Origin of the sequence: Planosporangium mesophilum, from assembly GCF_016863255.1 — a bacterium.
Classification (GTDB): Bacteria; Actinomycetota; Actinomycetes; order Mycobacteriales; family Micromonosporaceae; genus Planosporangium; species Planosporangium mesophilum.
The window spans coordinates 24,496-43,790 of sequence record NZ_BOON01000062.1 but is presented as its reverse complement, the minus strand read 5'-3'; the positions used below and the strand labels follow the sequence as shown (position 1 = coordinate 43,790).

General features: G+C 69.5%; 14 protein-coding genes. 9 read left to right on the top strand and 5 right to left on the bottom strand.

Annotated features, from left to right (window positions below; all coding sequences use genetic code 11):
- Positions 1 to 107 precede the first annotated feature (107 nt).
- The 6 genes from Pme01_RS27760 to yjfF all read left to right on the top strand — a co-directional run bounded on the left by Pme01_RS27760 (position 108) and on the right by yjfF (position 7,877).
- Positions 108 to 1,745 carry a glycoside hydrolase family 27 protein gene (locus Pme01_RS27760; RefSeq protein ID WP_168117834.1) on the top strand — a complete coding sequence of 546 codons (1,638 nt, stop codon included), beginning with the start codon at positions 108 to 110 and terminating at the stop codon, positions 1,743 to 1,745.
- A 108-nt stretch (positions 1,746 to 1,853) separates the two neighbouring features.
- Positions 1,854 to 3,011 (top strand): extracellular catalytic domain type 1 short-chain-length polyhydroxyalkanoate depolymerase, encoded by a 1,158-nt coding sequence (locus Pme01_RS27755; protein WP_168117835.1) that lies wholly within the window; start codon positions 1,854 to 1,856, stop codon positions 3,009 to 3,011.
- Positions 3,012 to 3,206: 195 nt separating this feature from the next.
- Positions 3,207 to 4,184, top strand: coding sequence for an ABC transporter substrate-binding protein (locus Pme01_RS27750; protein WP_168117836.1), 978 nt, complete (start codon positions 3,207 to 3,209; stop codon positions 4,182 to 4,184).
- A gap of 35 nt (positions 4,185 to 4,219) precedes the next feature.
- Positions 4,220 to 5,785: a sugar ABC transporter ATP-binding protein gene (locus tag Pme01_RS27745; RefSeq protein WP_168117837.1), complete on the top strand. Its 1,566-nt coding sequence runs from the start codon at positions 4,220 to 4,222 to the stop codon at positions 5,783 to 5,785.
- Complete coding sequence (locus Pme01_RS27740) at positions 5,782 to 6,861, top strand: ABC transporter permease (RefSeq protein ID WP_168117838.1); 1,080 nt, start codon at positions 5,782 to 5,784, stop codon at positions 6,859 to 6,861. Before Pme01_RS27745 ends, Pme01_RS27740 begins: the two co-directional genes overlap by 4 nt.
- Positions 6,858 to 7,877: a galactofuranose ABC transporter, permease protein YjfF gene (gene yjfF, locus Pme01_RS27735; RefSeq protein ID WP_168117839.1), complete on the top strand. Its 1,020-nt coding sequence runs from the start codon at positions 6,858 to 6,860 to the stop codon at positions 7,875 to 7,877. The genes Pme01_RS27740 and yjfF overlap by 4 nt, the downstream gene beginning before the upstream one ends.
- 544 nt (positions 7,878 to 8,421) lie before the next feature.
- Here yjfF and Pme01_RS27730 read toward each other — a convergent pair.
- On the bottom strand, positions 8,422 to 9,729 hold the full coding sequence (locus Pme01_RS27730; protein ID WP_168117840.1) for a cellulose binding domain-containing protein: 1,308 nt from the start codon (positions 9,727 to 9,729) through the stop codon (positions 8,422 to 8,424).
- Between the two features lie 665 nt (positions 9,730 to 10,394).
- Between Pme01_RS27730 and Pme01_RS27725 the strand changes: the two genes are divergently transcribed.
- The 3 genes from Pme01_RS27725 to Pme01_RS27715 all read left to right on the top strand — a co-directional run bounded on the left by Pme01_RS27725 (position 10,395) and on the right by Pme01_RS27715 (position 14,172).
- A complete protein-coding gene (locus tag Pme01_RS27725; RefSeq protein ID WP_168117841.1) occupies positions 10,395 to 10,535 on the top strand; it encodes a hypothetical protein in 141 nt (46 codons plus the stop codon).
- Between the two features lie 97 nt (positions 10,536 to 10,632).
- Positions 10,633 to 12,228: a benzoylformate decarboxylase gene (mdlC, locus tag Pme01_RS27720; RefSeq protein ID WP_168117842.1), complete on the top strand. Its 1,596-nt coding sequence runs from the start codon at positions 10,633 to 10,635 to the stop codon at positions 12,226 to 12,228.
- 237 nt (positions 12,229 to 12,465) lie between these two features.
- Entirely contained in the window at positions 12,466 to 14,172 is a 1,707-nt protein-coding gene (locus tag Pme01_RS27715) for a right-handed parallel beta-helix repeat-containing protein (RefSeq protein ID WP_168117843.1), read from the top strand.
- A gap of 163 nt (positions 14,173 to 14,335) precedes the next feature.
- Here Pme01_RS27715 and pntB read toward each other — a convergent pair whose 3' ends face one another.
- From pntB to Pme01_RS27695, 4 genes are all read right to left on the bottom strand, one after another.
- Complete coding sequence (pntB, locus tag Pme01_RS27710; protein ID WP_203935921.1) at positions 14,336 to 15,754, bottom strand: Re/Si-specific NAD(P)(+) transhydrogenase subunit beta; 1,419 nt, start codon at positions 15,752 to 15,754, stop codon at positions 14,336 to 14,338.
- A gap of 4 nt (positions 15,755 to 15,758) precedes the next feature.
- Positions 15,759 to 17,288, bottom strand: a complete 1,530-nt coding sequence (locus Pme01_RS27705; RefSeq protein ID WP_275408575.1) for a Re/Si-specific NAD(P)(+) transhydrogenase subunit alpha — start codon at positions 17,286 to 17,288, stop codon at positions 15,759 to 15,761.
- Between the two features lie 156 nt (positions 17,289 to 17,444).
- Complete coding sequence (locus tag Pme01_RS27700; RefSeq protein ID WP_168117844.1) at positions 17,445 to 18,155, bottom strand: SDR family oxidoreductase; 711 nt, start codon at positions 18,153 to 18,155, stop codon at positions 17,445 to 17,447.
- The gene (locus Pme01_RS27695; protein WP_168117845.1) at positions 18,152 to 19,276 is read right to left on the bottom strand and encodes a Gfo/Idh/MocA family protein; all 1,125 of its coding nucleotides are present in this window, start codon (positions 19,274 to 19,276) and stop codon (positions 18,152 to 18,154) included. Before Pme01_RS27695 ends, Pme01_RS27700 begins: the two co-directional genes overlap by 4 nt.
- Positions 19,277 to 19,295 lie beyond the last annotated feature (19 nt).

Genomic DNA, 19,295 nt, shown 5'->3' with positions numbered 1-19,295 from the left:
CGGCCGCCACTACCGGCCGTCGGACCTGCGGCGACGTTCCACCAATTGCCAGGGGGTCGTCACCGGTTGGCTCCGTACCACCTGCCGGCCCCGGAGAGGAGAGCAGAATGCACCTCGGGTACCTCGAAGCGAGACGCGCCGGGAGACGTCGACGTCGTCCGTTGATCGGGGCGGCGGCACTGCTGCTGCTCTCCGGTGCCGCCTTCTGGCTGGTCGGAGTGCGCTCGGCGACGCCGGCGCAGGCGTTGGGCAACGGACTGGCGTTGACCCCGCCGATGGGCTGGAACGACTGGAACGCCTACGGCTGCAACGTCTCCGAGACGCTCGTCAAGCAGACCGCCGACAAGATGGTGTCGTCCGGCCTGGCCGCGGCCGGGTACCAGTACGTCAACATCGACGACTGCTGGATGCAGCACAGCCGGGACGCCGCCGGCAACCTCCAACCCGACTACGGCAAGTTCCCGGACGGCATCTCGGGAACCGCGGCGTACGTCCACTCCAAGGGCCTGAAGCTGGGCATCTACGAGGACGCCGGAACGGCGACGTGCGCGGGCTACCCGGGCAGCCTCGGGCACGAGACGCAGGACGCGAAGCTGTTCGCGTCGTGGGGAGTGGACTACCTCAAGTACGACAACTGCAACAACAACGGCAGCAGCACCACGCAGCAGTACATCAGCCGGTACTCGGCGATGCGGGACGCGCTCGCGGCGACCGGACGCCCGATCGTCTACAGCATCTGCGAGTGGGGCATCAACGCGCCGTGGACCTGGGCCGGCAACGTCGGCAACCTCTGGCGTACCACCGGTGACATCCAACCCAACTACTCCAGCATGCTGTCGATCTTCCACCAGAACGTCGGCCTGTCCTCGTACGCCGGTCCTGGCGCCTGGAACGACCCGGACATGCTCGAGGTCGGCAACGGCATGTCGGCCACCGAGGACCGGGCCGAGTTCAGCCTGTGGGCCGAGATGGCCGCTCCGCTGCTGGCGGGCAACAATCTGGTCAACGCGTCCGCCACCACGCTGTCGATCCTGGGCAACAAGGCGGTGATCGCGGTCGACCAGGACCCGCTCGGCAAGCAGGGCAGAATGGTCAGCTCGTCGGGCGGCCTGGACGTGTTGGCCAAGCAACTGTCCAACGGGGACGTGTCCGTGGTGCTGTTCAACGAGAACAGTTCGGCGGCCACCATCACCACCTCGGTGTCGGCGATCGGCAAGAGCGGCGCGTCCAGCTACGCCCTGGCCGACCTGTGGGCCGGAACTTCCAGCACCACCAGCGGGACCATCAGCGCCACCGTCCCCGGCCACGGCGTGGTGATGTACCGGGTGGCCGGCGGCACCACCGGCGGGGGTGGCGGTGGCTCGGCCACGGTCCTGCGAGGTGTGGGGTCCAACCGGTGCCTTGACGACCCGAACAGCAGCACCGCCAACGGGGTGCAGGTGGAGATCTGGGACTGTCACGGCGGCAGCAACCAGCTGTGGACCTACACCGGTTCCAATCAGTTGCAGGTACTCGGAAAGTGCCTGGACGCCTACAACAACCAGACGTCCGTCGGCACGAAAGTCGAGATCTGGGGCTGCAACGGCCAGGCCAATCAACAGTGGCGGCTCAACTCCGACGGCACGATCACCGGGGTCCAGTCCGGGCTGTGCCTGGACGTGACCGGTGCGGGCACGGCCAACGGCACTCTGGTCCAACTGTGGACGTGCAACGGCGGCAGCAACCAGAAGTGGACGCGCACCTGACGCGTCCGGGACGACGCCCGGGGTGGTCGGTCATCGTCCCCGCCCGCCCGCCCCGGGTCGAGCCGCGGCAACGACGGCCGGCTCCGGCCGGATCGAAAGGACGACCGTATGAAACGACTTCTGCGCGCGGTCCTGGTGGCGGCGTTGCTGCCGCTCGCCGTCGGCGCGGTACTGCTGGCGGCCCGGCCTGCCGCTGCGGCCTCGCTGACGCGGGTGACGAACTTCGGCAGCAACCCGACGAACCTCAACATGTACCTCTATGTGCCCGACACCGTCGTGCCGCGGCCGGCGTTGCTGGTGCTGGTCCACTACTGCACCGGTTCGGCCAGCGGCATCTTCAACGGCAACGGACACGACTACGTGACCGCGGCGGACCGGTACGGGTACATCATCGTGCTGCCCGAGGCGACCCGCAGCGGCAGCTGCTTCGATGTCTCCTCGCCTGCGGCGCTCAAGCGCAACGGCGGCAGCGACTCCACCGGCATCATGTCGATGGTCAGCTACGCCCGCCAGCACTACAACGTCGACCCGGCCCGCATCGTGGTCTCCGGATTCTCCTCCGGGGCGATGATGAACAACGTCCTGGCCGCCGAGTACCCGGACGTGTTCGCGGCCGGTTCCGCTTTCTCCGGGGTGCCGGCGGGGTGCTTCGCCACCACCGACGGCTCCCTGTGGAACAGCCAGTGTTCGGGCGGGAACGTCAGCAGGACGCCGAAGCAGTGGGGTGACCTGGCCCGCGCCATGTACCCCGGCTACACCGGCGGCTACCCCCGGATGCAGCTGTGGCACGGCACCACGGACACCACGCTGGCGTACCCGAACTTCGGCGAAGAGGTCAAGCAGTGGACCAACCTGCACGGGCTGAGCCAGACCCCGGCGTTGACCGACCACCCGCAGCCGAGCTGGACGCGCACCCGGTACGGCAACACCGGCACCCAGGCCACGGTCGAGGGCGTCAGCATCGCCGGTGTCGGACACCAGCTGCCGATGAACGGCATGCTCGGGTACGCGATCTCCTTTCTCGGTCTGGACGGCAGCGCACCCGTGCGGAGTATGAGCGTTAACATCTGCCCACCGGCCGGCATGGTTCCAGCCCGTCGCTCGCGGCCCGGCTCGTCCTGCCTGTTGGCGACGCTTCACCTCGTCAGATGCGCGTACGGGGCTCACACGTACGTTTTTACCTGCGCAAAGCATAGCGGTGAACGGTACGGACATATCGACCGTCGTGATCTGTTCGTAACCCGCTCGCGTTGTCCATCATCTTGACGATCATTGATGTGAGCGCACACACTTTTTCTTCAGTGGCGACGGCGGCAAACACCACCGGCGTCATCCGCCGTGGGCGGTGCGCGGGGGCCCGGCCCGATGCCCGGCTGGCGACCGGTACCGCGCCCGGGTCCATGACGCGCCCCACGCCGACCACCGCCCATGACACCCCGGAACCCCGTTGAGGGAGAGAAAATGATCAGCAGAAGATCGTTTCTGACCGGCGTGGCGGCCACCGTGGCCGTCGGCTCGCTCGCCGCCTGCGGCAAGAAGAACAACGGCACCGGCGGCGGCAAGACCGTCACACTGGGCTTCTCACAGGTCGGCTCGGAGTCCGGCTGGCGCTCGGCCAACACCACGTCCATCAAGGACGCTGCCGGGGCAGCCGGCATCAACCTCAAGTTCTCCGACGCGCAGCAGAAGCAGGAGAACCAGATCCAGGCGATCCGGGACTACATCACCCAGAAGGTCGACGTCATCTCCTTCTCGCCGGTGGTCAGCAGTGGCTGGGACACGGTACTGAAGGAGGCGAAGGCTGCGAAGATCCCGGTGATCCTTACCGACCGGCAGGTCGACGCCGACGCCTCGCTGTGGGTGTCGCTGGTCGGCTCCGACTTCGAAGCCGAGGGTGAGCGCGCCGCGCACTTGCTGGAGAAGGTGCTGGGGCAGTCGTCCGGCCCGGTGAACATCGCGGTGCTGGAGGGCACGACGGGCTCCGCGCCGGCCACCCAGCGGGCCGCCGGATTCAAGAAGGTCATGGACGCCTCGCACCCGGAGTGGAAGATCGTCGCCAGCCAGACCGGCAACTTCACCCGAGACGGCGGCAAGCAGGTGATGGCCGCGTTCCTGCAATCGCATCCCGAGGCGAACGTGCTGTTCGCGCACAACGACGACATGGCCCTCGGTGCGATCCAGTCGATCCAGGCGGCGGGCAGGAAGCCGGGCACCGACATCAAGATTGTGTCGATCGACGGGGTGCACGACGGCTTCGTCGCGATGACCCAGGGCCAGATCAACGCGATCGCCGAGTGCAACCCGCTGCTCGGCCCCCAACTGATGGACACGGTGAAGAAGGTCCTCGCCAAACAGAGCGTCGAAAAGTGGATCAAGACGCAGGAGAGCGACTTCCTCGCCGCCGACGCCGCGTCGGCGCTACCCAACCGCAAGTACTAAGAGCCTCGCGCCACCAAGCGGAAGGGAGTGCCCGCATGGCGGAGGTCGCCCCCGGTACCCGGCCGGTGCTGCGGATGACCGGCATCGGCAAGCGATTCGGAACTGTGCAGGCACTGTCGGAGGTCGACTTCCGGCTGTTGCCCGGTGAGATCCATGCCCTGCTCGGGGAGAACGGGGCCGGCAAGTCGACGCTCATCAAGGCGCTCACCGGCGTCTACGACCTCGACACCGGAAGCGTGGAACTCGACGGCACGCCGGTACGCGTCAGCAACCCGCACCAGGCCCAGCGGATGGGCATCAGCACGGTGTACCAGGAGGTGAATCTCTGCCCGAACCTGACCGTGGCGGAGAACATCTTCCTCGGCCGCGAGCTGACCGGTCCGGGGGGCGTGATCCGGTGGCGGAAGACCCGCCGCGTGGCCGCCGAGCTGCTCGCGCGGTTCGGTCTCACCCTGGACGTGGGCGCCCGGCTCGGGTCCTACCCGCTGGCTGTCCAGCAACTCGTCGCGATCGCCCGAGCGGTGGAGTACCGCGCGGACGGCTCCGCCACGGATCGGGACGGTGGCTCCGCCACGAAAGTGCTCATCCTCGACGAGCCGACCTCCAGCTTGGACCGCGACGAGGTGCGGGTGCTGTTCTCGGTGATGCGCCGGCTGCGCGACGAGGGGGTGGCGATCGTGTTCGTGTCGCACTTCCTCGACCAGATCTACGAGATCTGCGACCGGATGACCATCCTGCGCAACGGCCGCCTCGTTGGTGAGTACCGGGTGGCCGACCTCGACCGGGTCGGACTCGTCCGGCTGATGATCGGCAAGGAACTGGGCGGACTGGAGGCGCTGGCCGAAACGGACCGTCCACCCGTCGGCGACCCGGTACTGCGCGCCGAAGCGCTCGGACGGCGCGGCGGTATCGCCCCCTTCGACCTGGAGTTGCACGCCAGCGAAGTGGTGGGACTGGCCGGGCTGCTCGGCTCCGGCCGTACCGAACTGGCCCGGCTGCTGTTCGGCGCGGACGCGGGCGACAGCGGCCGGCTGGCGATCGCCGGCGAGCCGGTGGTGCTGCGCGGCCCGCACACGGCGATCGCCCGGGGGGTCGCGTTCTGTTCGGAGAACCGACGGGCGGAGGGGATCATCCCCGACCTGACCGTCCGGGAGAACATCATCCTGGCGATGCAGGCCGCGCGTGGCTGGCTGCGCCCGGTGCCCCGCGACCGGGTCGACGACCTGGTCGCCCGGTTCATCGCGGCGCTGGACATCCGCCCCGCCGATCCGGAGCTACGCGCCGGCGCGCTTTCCGGCGGCAACCAGCAGAAGATCCTGCTCGCCCGCTGGCTGATCACGCAACCACGGCTGCTGATCCTCGACGAACCCACCCGGGGCATCGACGTCGGCGCGAAGGCCGAGATCCAGAAGTTGGTCGCGGCGCTGGCCGCTGACGGGCTCGCGGTGCTGTACATCTCCGCCGAACTGGAGGAGGTCCTGCGGCTCAGCCGCACCATCGGCGTCCTGCGGGACCGCAGCCTCGTCGCCCGGCTCGACAACGGCGCCGAGGTGACCGAGGAGCACATCATGCGCACGATCGCGAGCGGAGCACACCGATGAGCCTGACCAGCTGGCGGCGGTTGACCCGGCACCAGCTGTTCTGGCCGGCGACCATCCTGGTCGCGCTGCTGCTGTTCAACCTGCCCTTCACGCCCGGCTTCCTCGCCGTCGGAGTCCGCAACGGGCATCTGTACGGCAGCCTGGTGTCGATTCTCGTCTTCGGCACCCCGCTGATCCTCGTCGCGCTGGGCATGACCATGGTCATCGCCACCGGCGGCATCGACCTGTCCGTCGGCGCGGTGATGGCCATCTCCGGCGCGCTGGCCTGCTCGTACATCAGCCGGCAGCCCGACCAGAACGCGGTGACCGCCGCGCTGACCGCGGTAGCGCTCGCGCTGGTGGTGTCGCTGCTGCTCGGCGCGTGGAACGGGCTGCTGGTGGCGCGGGCGGGGGTGCAACCCATCATCGCCACGCTGGTGCTGATGGTCGCCGGGCGCGGCATCGCCCAGCTCATCACCGGCGGCTTCATCATCACGGTGCAGTCGCGGCCGTACCAGACGATCGGCGGGTACCTGTTCACTCTCCCCACCGGCGTGTTCATCGCCGTCGCCGCGGTCGTCGGCACGCTGGCCGTGACCCGGCGCACCGCGCTGGGCCTGCTGGTCGAGTCCGTCGGTGGCAACGCCGAGGCCAGCCGGCTCGCCGGGGTGCGGGCGCAGCGGATCACGATCCTGGTGTACGTGTTCTGCGCGCTGTGTGCCGGCGTCGCCGGCCTGATGAACAGCTCCAACCTCGCCAACGCCGACGCCAACAACGCCGGGTTGTGGATCGAACTGGACGCGATCCTCGCGGTCGTCATCGGCGGTACCCCGCTCACCGGAGGCCGGTTCAGCCTCGGCGGTACGGTCCTCGGCGCGCTCATCCTCCAGACGCTCAAGACGACGATCTACACCATCGGCGTACCGTCGCAGGCCAACATGGTCTTCGAGGCGGCCGTCGTCATCATCGTGTGCCTCATCCAGTCCCCGGACTTCCGTCGCCGGGCCACCGCACCGTTCCGCGGCGGTACCCGTACGGGCAGTCCACCGGTACGCCAGCCGGCAGGCGTCGACACCCCTGTGGAGGCGCGGCCGTGAACGCTCCGACCACCGTCGCCGCCGCCCCCGCCACCGCGACCACCCCGCGGCTGCGCCGGGTGCTGCACGACCGCCGCCTGCCGGTCGCCGCCACCGCGCTGCTGTTCCTGATGATGTACGGCTACGGCTCCTACCGGTACTCGTTCGACGCCCAGGTGGGGCCGAACCTCCTGGTCAACAACTGCTACCTGGTCATCGCCGCGGTCGGTGTCACGTTCGTCATCCTCGCCGGCGGCATCGACCTGTCGGTCGGCTCCGTGATCGGCTTCAGCGGCATGCTGCTGGCCAAGCTGATCGTCGCCTACCACGTGCCGGCCGGGGTCGCGGCGCTGATCGTACTGGCGGTGGGTACCGCCGGTGGCGCGCTGATGGGCGGCATGGTGCAGGTCTACAAGGTGCCGCCGTTCATCGCCACACTCACCGGGCTGTTCCTGTTCCGGGGGCTGAGCCTGGTGCTGAGCAAGGAAGCGATCCCCGTCGACGACGCGGGCGTCACTCAGCTCGCCCAGTACCACGTTCCGCTCGGCGGCGGGACGTTCCTGTCGGTGGGGGCGCTCGTCGCCCTGGTCACGGTGGCGGTGGCCGCCTACGTGCTGCATCTGACCCGCTTCGGCCGCCAGGTGTACGCGATCGGCGGCAGTGAACAGTCAGCGCTGCTGATGGGTCTGCCGGTGGGGCGTACCAAGGTCGGGGTGTACGCGGTCAGCGGCTTCTGCTCGGCGCTGGCCGGTCTGGTCTTCGTGCTCTACATCCAGTCCGGCGACCCGTTGCACGCGATCGGCCTGGAACTCGACGCGATCGCGGCGGTCGTCATCGGTGGAACCCTGCTCACCGGCGGCGCCGGCTACGTCGTCGGCTCGCTGCTCGGCGTGCTGGTACTCGGCCTGATCAAGACCATCATCTCGGCGGAGGGCACGCTCAGCTCCTGGTGGATCAAGATCTTCACCGGGGTACTGCTGCTGGCGTTCATCCTCCTCCAGCGGGTCATCGGGGTCCGCGGTACCAACCGGGCCTAGGTACCCGCCCACCGGCCGCCGGCATGGACGGGGGCGATCAGCATCCGGGTCGAGCGGCTCGCGGCGCGCCGTGCCGACCCAGCCCTCGGCGTACGCGTTGGCCCTCGGCGCCCGCACGGGTGTCGTGAGCACTTCGACGCCAGCTGCGGCGAAGACCGCGTCGAACGCGGCGCTGAACTTCGTGTCGCGGTCCCGGATCAGAAATCGGAACCGGTCAGCGCGCTGACCGAGGTCCATCAGCAGGTGGCGGGCCTGTTGGGTCACCCACTCCCCCGCCGGATGTGCGATGACGCCGAGCAGATGGACCCGGCGACTGTCCACCTCGATCGCGAAAAACACATACAGCCGGCGTAGCACCACGGTATCGACGCTGAAGAAATCCACCGCCGGGACACCCTGCGCCTGGGCGGCGATCGCGGCGGCCTGCCCGGTGGTGGCGTGCGGGCGTTCCAGCCGATTCGGGTGGGGCACCCGCACGCCACGGCAGGGGTTGAAGGGGATCCGCCGGTCTCCGGAATGGCGCCGGATCCTGCGTCCGTTGTGGTCAGGGGCTGGTGCAGGAGATGTTGCTGGGCGGAGTGGCGCTGCTACCGGTGGCGGTGAACCCAAACGTGGTCGAGGCGTTCGCGGCGAGGGTGCCGTTGTAGGCGGCGTTCTTGACGGTGACCTCGCCGGTGGTGCCGGTGTTGGTGCCGTTCCAGAGGCTGCTGATGGTCTGGCCGCTGGCGAGGGTCATCCGCACGGTCCAGCCGTTGAGGGTGGTTGAGCCGTTATTGGCCACGGTGACCTCGCCCTGGAAGCCACCGGGCCAACTGTTGACCGCCCGGTAGGTGGCGGTGCAGGTACCGGGCTGCCCACCGCCGGGCGGCGGCGTCGTCGGAGGCGCCGTGGTCGGCGGCGGCGTCGGCGGCGTGGTGGTCGGCGGCGTGGTGGTCGGCGGCGTGGTGGACTGGAACTGCGTGAAGAACTTCCAGACCTCGCCCGACGTCCAGGTCCTCGACCACGTGGTACTGGTGGAGCCGTCCACCGGATCGGGGGTGTGGTCTCCGTCGAACGCGGCCCACTGGACGGGGTACCCGGGCCTGCACCCGGCGTAGGCGGTGGTGATGTGGGTCAGACTGCCCTGCTGCGGCTCGGGCGGGTTCTGAGGCGTACAGCCGTTGTTCCTGACGAACGTGTCACGCAACGTGCGCCCGTTGGAGATGTTGAGCACGCTGTCGTGGATGCCGTGGATGCCGAAGTACGCGACGGGCTGGGTGCCGCCGCTGCATCCGCTGAGGTTGGCGCCGGAGAAGACCGTTACCGCCCGGAAGACGGTCGGCCGGGCGCACGCGATCGCGTAGCTCATGGCGCCGCCGTAGCTCCACCCCAGGGCGAACAACTGGGTGGTGTCCACGCAGAGGTCACCCTCGATCAGCTTGGTCAGATCGTCGACCAGGGTCAGGTCCTGGCCGTTGGTGTTGGCCCAGCCGTTGTTGATGCCCTGGGGCGCCACGAAGATCGTACTGTTGTTCGACAGCGGCTGGAGTCCGTAGTAGCCGTCGGAGGCAACGTTGGCAGCGGTTCCGTTCAACCAGTGAAGACCGAAGATCAACCGGTACGGATGGTTTCGGTCGTAGTTGCCGGGGATGTTCAGGATGTAGGAGCGGCTCTGGCCGCTGCTCTGAATCGTGCGTGTTCCGCTGGTCAGCGTCGGGGTCTTGCCGCATCCCGCAGTCGTAGCCGCTGCAACCATGTCACTCTCCGCGGCCAGCGCGGTTGCACCGAAGCCACCGCGCAGCGCCACGCCAGCGGCGGCCACGACGAGAAGCGCAGCGGCCGCGATCGTCAAGAAGTGTCTACGTCTCAACATCGCACAACTCACTTTCAATTCAAGGCGGTCCTGCCGGCGGACGCGGACCACATGACTGGAATGTGATCGCTCACATTGAAGTGGGGTCGGCCGCCCGGCGTTCTGCGCCCGACAGCCGTGGTCAGCGGCGCGCTGCACCTGATACGGCAGTCCGTTGCAGGCCGCGAGCGCCCGCGTGGTGCTGTGCGCCGCCGCACACGGCGCACCGGTCGGACGATGACCGGGGCCCCCGGCACCGGCCACCAGCAAGGCCGCCAACGCCGACACCGCCGCCGCCGCCGCCCGAGGCTGCCGAGCTTCTCTCCGATGCGCATCGGTTCCTCCGGTTGGACCCCACCCGGATGTGGCGCGGCGGTGGATGATGTCTACGGCCGCTTGCCAGTCGCCCCGCCTGGAATCCAGCCGCACAGCATGTGGGCCCCGCCGCTGCATGCCCGCCGGATCCGACGGCGGCGTCGGACGGATGACGGATGTTATCGCTAACGCCGATTCGAGCATGGGCGAGAAATCTAGGTCTGTCAATATGAAGCCTCCAAAGGGGCGCCGTTGCGTTGTGGAACCGGCAGACGTGTTGAACCCGCGCCCGGTCGGCGGTCAGATCGCTTGGGCGAGTTCGGGACCGGTACCGGCGCGCGGTCATCCGGCTGCGCAGGGTCGGGCTCCTGGTGAACGCCGATCTCGCCGCCGGCGCGGACGACTACGTCCGGCTGCGCGGTCAATGGAATGCGCAGGTGCGGGCGCTGGCGGCCGCGACGCTCCACGAGTGGGAGGTGATCGAGCCAGAGCTGCCCGGCTCTGCCGCCTGACGGCTCCGGCCGTTTCGAGGCCGGGCAACCGGGTAGCCGGCTGACCCTACGTGCCCGTGACCGTACCGGCCGGATCCGGCGATCCAGGGGGTCTGACATGACGACCGTGCACGATGCGACCTACGGCCTGCTACGTGATCTCGGTTTGACCACGGTCTTCGGCAACCCCGGCTCCACCGAGGAGCCGTTCCTGGCGCGGTTCCCGGCGGACTTCACGTACGTGCTGGCGCTGCAGGAGGCCACGGCGGTGGCGATGGCCGACGGGTACGCGCAGGTGACCGGCAAGCCCGCGCACGTCAACCTGCACACCACGCCCGGGGTGGGCAACGGGATGGGCAACCTCGCCACCGCCTGGCACAACCGGGTGCCGCTGATCGTGTCGTCGGGCCAGCAGCACCGCGACATGCTGCGGCTGGAGCCGCTGCTGACCAACCGGTACGCGCACCTGCTGCCGATGCCGTACATGAAGTGGAGCTACGAGCCGGCCCGTGCCCAGGACGTGCCGCAGGCGTTCATGCAGGCGTACGCCCGGGCCGTGCAGCCGCCGGCCGGGCCGGTCTACCTGTCGATCCCGATGGACGACTGGGAGCAGCCGGCCGACGGCGCGCCGAGCGTGCGGCGGGTCAGCGACCGCATCGCCGCCGACCCGCAGCGGTTGCGGGAGTTCGCCGACGCCATCGCCTGTGCCCGCAACCCGGCGCTGGTCATCGGCGGCGGCGTCGACCGGGCCGGCGGCTGGGACGACGCGGTACGGCTGGCGGAGAAGCTGCGCGCCCCGGTGTGGGCGCCACCCTGGAACGAACGCACCGCCTTCCCGGAGGACCACCCGCAGTTCCGAGGGGTGCTGCCACCGGCCATCGGCCCGCTCGGCGAGCAGTTGCGCGGGCACGACGTCGTCGTGGTGATCGGCGCTCCGGTGTTCCGCTACTACCCGTACGCGCCCGGCGAGTACCTGCCCGCGGGCACCCGACTGCTGCACGTCACCGACGACCCGGACGAGGCCGCCCGCGCCCCGGTCGGCGACAGCCTGCTGGCCGACGCCGCCCTGACCTGCGCCGCCCTCGCCGACCTCGTACCCGCCGCCGACCGGCCGGCGCCATTACCGCCCTCGCCCCCGCAGCCGCCACCGACGGGCACCCCGCTGTCACCGGACGCCCTGTTCGACACCCTGGCGCGGGAGTGGCCCGATGACGGGGTGCTGGTCGAGGAGAGTCCGTCCAACGTCAAGGCGCTCAAGCGGCGCCTGCGGATCCACCGGCCGGCGTCGTTCTTCACCGCCTCCAGCGCCGGCCTCGGCTACGCGCTCCCCGCCGCGGTCGGGATCGCCCTGGGTGAGCGGCACACCGGCCGGCGCCGTCCCGTGATCGCGGTCATCGGCGAGGGCTCGCTGCAGTACTCGATCCAGGCCCTGTGGACCGCGGCGCGGCACCGCCTGCCGGTGGTGGTCGTGGTCCCGGTCAACGAGGAGTACGCCATCCTCAAGGCCTACGCCGAGTTCGAGCACACCCCGGACGTGCCGGCCCTGGACCTGCCCGGCCTGGACCTGCCCGCAATCGCGCGGGGGTACGGCTGCCAGGCGCAGCGCGCCGAGTCGGCCGACGCGCTCGGCGGCGCGCTGGGCTCGGCGCTGCGAGCCTACGCGCCCACCGTCCTCACCGTGCCGATCACCAAGAAGGTACCGGCGCTGATCTGAGCGGGACGGCCCTGGCACAACCGGGCTCGTGATCGGCGTTTCCACCTTCCGGAAAAGGGAAGCCGACGACTGGAGCCGACCAGACAAGCCGGCTTTCCGGCGCCGCGCCGACGGTGATGATCCGCATGCGCCCGCTGTACGCAGGACCGCGATCCGCCCTCGCCGGACACTTCGGCATACGCGCCGATGCCGGACGGCACTGCCGTCGACGACAGTCGGCTGCGACGGGAGAGCGCGATGCACGGGCCTGAAGCCGCCCGCAGCGGATCGAGAACGACCACGACGATACCCACCGACACCATGCCGGCGGGACCGTTCATCTACAACGCCCGCGAGTGCGGGCTCGCCGGCGACGGGTCCACCAACGACCAGCCTGCGCTGCAGGCCCTGGTCGACGAGCTCGGCGCGGCCTACCGGCGCGACGGCCAGCCCCGCGCCATCTACTGTCCGGCCGGGGTGTATTCGATCCGGGACGAGGGCACCGCGTGGCGAAGCGGGGTGTCGCTGCTCGGCGCGGGACCGGCCGCCACCCGGTTCGCCCTGTCCAATCCGGGGAATTCGACCTCACCGACGCCGCTGGCCTACTTCACTGAGGAACAGCACGGCGCCAGCCGCGACAACTTCATCGCCGACTGCACCATGGCGCACTTCGAGATCGACGGCTCGGGGGTCAGACTTCCCGATTACGACGTGCTCGCCAAGGGCCTGGGCCTGCAGTACGTGCTGCGAGGGAGGTTCCGTGACCTGTACATCCACGACACTCCCGCCACCGGGTTCGGCTGCGACTTCCTGCAGAACACGTTCCTGGACAAGCTGCTGATCATCCACTGCGGGCGGCTGGAGAACGGCCAGTGGATGGGCGGCGCCGGCATCGGCATCGGAGTCGGCGGCTGGGGCGCGACCGAGCGGTTGACCATCACCGCCTGCACCACGATCCGCAACGGCACCAGCGGCATCTTCATGGAGCTGCAGGGCAGGGAGTGGACCCCGCCCCGCGGTATCCGGATCATCGGCTGCCACGCGGAAGGCAACCGGTTCGGCATCTCCGACTGGGGCACCGACGGCATGGTCGTCTCCGCCTGCACCATGATGGCCAACCACCAGGCCGGATACGACGTCTCGTCGCTGGGCACCACCCACATCGCCGGGCGCGGTGGCATCGTGACCGACTGCGTCATCGAGGACAACGTCTGGGACGGGATCGCGATCGGCAACACCCCGGGCCCGTACACCTTCGCCGGCAATCGCGTCAGCCGCAACGGTCGCTACGGCTTCTGGCAGCACAACCTCGCCGGCGGCTCCCAGGTACCCGCTGCGAACATGATCGTCGACAACAACGACTTCTGGGACAACGCGCTGGAGGGCATCCTCGTCGACTCCTCCCTGGCCGACCCGTCCATCTCCGGAAACCGGATCCGCGACAACGGCCGGCGCGTCGAGCCCGGTGCGTCCGGAGGCGGTGACACCGTCTCCTACACCGAACGGTCCCTGACCGATACCGCCGCGAACTGGGTGCCGGACGGGCACCGCGGCAAGTGGATCACCGCCGACGGGCAGGACGTCATCGTCATGGGCAACACGCCCACGAAGCTCAACCTGGCGCCGCGCCGGCCGGGCGCGCTGACGGCCTGGCCGGACCACAGGCCGCCGCCGGGTGCACCGTACGAGGTACCGGACTGTCCTGTCAGCAGGGCAGGCATCACGCTGGCCGCCGCCACCTACCGCGCCACCATCCAGAACAACCGGGTCTGGGACGCCCAGCCACACCAGACCCAGACCTACGGGCTGCAGATCACCGACACCGGCATGTGCGAGTCCGGCTGGGTCCACGACAACAGTTACGAAGGCAACGCCGTCGCACCCACCCGCTTCGACACCGCGCCGTCCGGCGGCTGCTGGTATCACAACCTCGGCCTCGACGCGTGCCCCGGCGAACACTGCTGACCCCCGCAGTCAGCACCGCACGCGCGGGTCAAGCCTGGTCCTTGAGAGCCTGACTGACCACTCACCGAGAAGGCCCGGCCACCGGACCGGTCGGTGGAGCGGTTGGCGACGCATGGAACCGGGCGGCCATGGCCACCCGGTTCCATGCGTCGGGAAAGGGGTGTCAGAGCGCGCGCAGGATGTCCTCCACGCGGTCCTTCGCGTCGCCGAAGAGCATCGCGCTGTTGTCGCGGAAGAACAGCGGATTCTGCACGCCGGCGTAGCCGGAGGCCATCGAGCGCTTGAACACGATGACGTTGTCGGCCTCCCACACCTGGAGCACCGGCATGCCGGCGATCGGGCTGGCCGGGTCCTCGGTGGCCGCGGGGTTGACCGTGTCGTTGGCTCCGATGACGAGTACGACCGAGGTTCCCGTGAAGTCGTCGTTGATCTCGTCCATCTCCAGGACGATGTCGTACGGCACCTTCGCCTCGGCAAGCAGCACGTTCATGTGACCGGGGAGGCGGCCCGCCACGGGGTGGATGCCGAAGCGGACGTTGACGCCTTTCTCGCGGAGCTTCCGGGTGAGCTCGGCGACGCCGTGCTGCGCCTGGGCGACCGCCATGCCGTAACCCGGCGTAATGATCACCGAGTCGGCGGTGGCCAGCAGTTCGGCGACGCCCTCGGCGGTGATCTCCCGGTGCTCGCCGTAGTCCTTGTCGTCGGCCGGCCCGGCCTCGATGCCGAAACCGCCGGCGATCACGGAGATGAACGACCGGTTCATGGCCTTGCACATGATGTACGACAGGTAGGCGCCCGAGGAGCCGACGAGCGCACCGGTGACGATGAGCAGATCGTTCTCGAGCAGGAAGCCGGAGGCGGCTGCGGCCCAGCCGGAGTAGCTGTTGAGCATCGACACCACCACGGGCATGTCACCCCCGCCGATGGAGGCGACGAGGTGCCAGCCCAGGAGCAGGGCGATCACGGTGACGACGAGCAGCAGCCACAGCTGCGGCTGGATCACGAACCAGGCCGTCAGGACGACGAACAGGGCGAGCGCGCCGAGGTTGAGGATGTTCTTGCCCGGCAGCATCAGCGGGTTGGACTTGATCCGGGCGGACAGCTTCAGGTACGCCACGATCGACCCGGTGAAGGTCACGGCTCCGATGAAGACGCCGATGAAGACCTCGGCGCTGTGGATGCCGAGCAGTTCCTGGCGGCGCAGCAGCGCGGCCTCGACCCCGCCCAGGTCGGCCTCCACGTGCAGGTACCCGTTCCACCCGACGATCACGGCAGCGAGGCCGACGAAGCTGTGCAGCAGCGCGATCAGCTCGGGCATGCCGGTCATCTCGACCTTGCCCGCCCGGTACAGTCCGATCGCGGCGCCGATGACGGTCGCCACGATGAGCAGGGTCACCCCGAGGCTGTTGATGCCGTGGTCGACCGCGAGCGCGATGGTCGCCGCGAGCGCCAGCGCCATGCCCGCGATGCCGAAGGTGTTACCGGCCTTGGCGGTCTCGTGCTTGGACAGGCCGGCCAGCGCCAGGATGAAGAGCAGAGCGGCGACGATGTACGCCGCCTGCGCCGCCGTTTCGATGGTCATCAGATCAGCTCCTGGAGAACATGGCGAGCATGCGGCGCGTGACCGCGAAGCCACCGAAGACGTTGATGCTCGCCAGCAGGATGGCGAGGAAGGACAGCCCGGTGACGACGTTGTCGCCGTGCCCGATCTGCAGGAGGGCGCCGACGACGATGATCCCGGAGATCGCGTTGGTCACCGACATCAGCGGCGTGTGCAGCGCGTGGTGCACGTGCCCGATCACGTAGTAGCCGATGACGATCGCCAGCGCGAAGACCGTGAGGTGCCCCCGCAGGGCGACCGGCGACAGCGCCGCGAGTCCGAACAGCGCGGCCGCGCCGGCCCCGGTCAGTGCCAGCGACCGTCGCGGCGAGACCGGCCGCTTCTCGTCGGGTTTGGCCGGGGTGGTCGTCGAAGCGGCCGCCGCGGGCGTCGCCGACACCGATACCGGAGGCGGCGGCCAGGTCAGGTCCCCGTCGCGCACAACGGTCATCGAGCGCTGTACGACGTCGTCGAAGTCGAGTACGAGCTGTCCGTCCCGGTTGGGCGTCATCAGCTTCATCAGGTTCACCACGTTGGTGCCGTACAGCTGCGACGCCTGGGCGGGCAGGCGCCCGGGCAGGTCGGTGTAGCCGACGATCGTCACGCCGTTCTCGGTGACGACCGCCTCGCCGGGGACGGTGCCCTCGACGTTTCCGCCGTTGGCGGCGGCCATGTCGACGATCACGCTGCCCGGTTTCATGCCGGCGACCATCTCGGCGGTGATCAGTCGCGGCGCCGGCTTCCCGGGGATGAGCGCCGTGGTGATGATGATGTCGACGTCCTTGGCCTGCGCGGCGTACAACTCGGCGGCGCGCCGGTTGTAGTCGTCCGACATCTCCTTGGCGTAGCCGGTCGCGGAGACCTCCACGTCCGGGGTCTCGACGGCCAGGTACTCCCCGCCGAGGGACTTGACCTGGTCGGCCACCTCCGGCCGGGGGTCGGTCGCCCGTACGATCGCGCCCAGGCTTCCGGCGGTGCCGATCGCCGCCAGGCCGGCGACGCCCGCGCCGGCGACGAGCACCTTCGCCGGCGGGACCTTGCCCGCCGCCGTCACCTGTCCCGTGAAGAACCGGCCGAACACGTTCGCCGCTTCGACGACCGCGCGGTAACCGGCGATGTTGGCCATCGACGACAGCACGTCCAGCGACTGGGCCCGCGAGATCCGCGGTACGGCGTCCATCGCCAGCGCGGTGATCGGTCGCCGGGACAGGTCGGAGACCAGCTCCGGGTTCAGGCGCGGGTTCAGGATGCTGATCAGAGTGGCGCCTTTGGACAGCCCGTCCAGTTGCTCGGTCGACGGCGCGTTGACGGCGAACACGATGTCGGCCGCCAGCGGGTCACCGATCGTCGCGCCGGCCTCGCGGTACGCCTGGTCCGAGAACGAGGACCGGAGGCCGGCACCGGGCTCGACCACCACCTCGTAGCCCAGTTTGATCAGTTGCACCACGGTGGCGGGTGTCGCGGCCACGCGCGTCTCGTCCGCGCGCGACTCCTTCAGCACGCCGATGATCATCATGCGCTGCACAGTAGATGATCGCGCATGGCCGTGAATATGGTGTCTCACGTGACGCGCGACACCCCACCCGTTCCGACCAGGCATTCTCCTGATACGTGGGACTCAACGAAGACGCCGGGAAGGAAAAGAAAACCGAACGTCCGTCTTGCTTTTGTTTCAGCCCCAGGACTGTTCGGTCATGGAACGGAATGCGACTTCGAGCATCCGGTAATGGCGCGGCCGGGTGAGCGCGAAAACCACCATCTCGGCCACGTCCTCCGGGCGCATCATGTCCGCGAGTTCCGGCATCTCCGGGTTACGCAGGCCCCGCCCCATCCCGAAGTTGGTGGCGACGCCGCCCGGGCAGATGTTGGTGCAGCGGATGCCGTAGCCGCGAAGCTCGTGGTCCAGCGACCGGGTGAACCCCACCGAGGCGAACTTGGTCGCCACGTACGCCGCTTCGTCCGGAAGTCCGCGCCGACCGGCTTCGGAGGCGACCGTGATGAGGTCACCCGCACCGCGCGCCTTGAGCTGTGGCAGCGCCGCCCGGACGGTGTGGAACAGACCGCGGACGTTGACGTCCACCATCTCGTCGAGATCCTCGACGGGCGTGTTCTCGAACGGCCCCCACGAGCCGACGCCCGCGTTCGCCACGACGATGTCGATGCCGCCGAAGCGGTCGACCGTCGCCGCGACGGCGGCCTCCACCTGCGCCAGGTCCCGGACGTCGCAGGCCGCGTTCACGCAGTCGGGCAGCCCGAGGTCCACCGGCCGTCGGGAGGTGAGCCCCAGCTTGACGCCTTCGGCCGCCAGGGCGCGTGCGACCGCGGCGCCGATACCGCTGCTCGCCCCGGTGACGAAGGCGACCTTTCCCGCGAGCGATGTCATTCCCAGACTCCTCGGACAGCGTCGGCCCACGGTTCGACGCCGGTCGTCACCGGCTCACCCCGCTCGGCCGCCTCGTGGACAGTGAGCGCCAGCAGGTGGTCCTGGCAGGCGTCGGCGAGCGGGTACGGCGCGGGAGCTTCACCGCGCCGCCAGAGCGCCGTCCGCTCGAGGCAGGTGGCGATGGCGATCTCCTCGTCCGACAGGCGGGAGCCCGGGTACGGGTTGCGGTAGAGCGTCCGGCCGCACCAGCTCAGCGTGTCGAGGTCGGCGCCTTCGAGGTTGCCGTCGAACCCGAGGTGGCGCCGTACGATCGGCGCGGACAGCGGCCGGCCGTCGTCACCCGCCCAGATGACGTCGTTGCCCACGATCTCCCCACGGCTGCCGCGCAGGATCAGGTGCCGGCGGCGCCAGGGGTGGAACCACTGGCCCTCGGTGAAGTCGTAGACGCCGGTCCGGCCGCCGAAGTCGAGAATGGACAGGGTGTGCACGGCGTCCTGCACCCGCTGGACGTCCGGCCATCCACCGCGGTCCGGCCCCTCCAGTACCGGCGCGGTGGTCTCGACCGCGCTGATCCGCGCCGGCTCCGCCCGTACGCCGAGCAGGGTCCGCAGCAGCGCCATGGCGTGGTAGTCGTGCGTCCAGGACACCTGCGCGGAACTCACGTCGCCCAGAACCCCCTGGTCGACCAGCGAGCGCACCGCGGCCACGACCGGCAGGTACGGGTGCTGCTCGGCCACCTGCACCAGGTCACGCGCGCCGACATCGGCCCACAGCCGCCGCATCCCGTCGGCATCCGCGGCGGGCGGCGTCTCCGACAGCACCGCCGTGTCGAGCCCGACGAGCGCCCCGATGACGCCGGGGTTGGCCTCCCTCGGTACGGAGGTGACGACGACCTCCGGCGCCCCGGAGGAGACGAGCTCCTCCGGGGTCCGGTACGTCGGGATGTTCCACTCGCGTTCCAGCCGCTCGCCCACCTCGGCGCGCCGGGTCACCGCACCGACGCACCGGAAGCGGTCCGGGGCCAGGCGGGCGAGGCGGAGGTAGAAGTCCGCGCGCCAGCCGTGGCCGACGACGCCGAAGCGCACCGGTCCGGACCGTGCCGTTGGGTCCTCGGTCGACACGTGGAACTCCCTGTCGTCG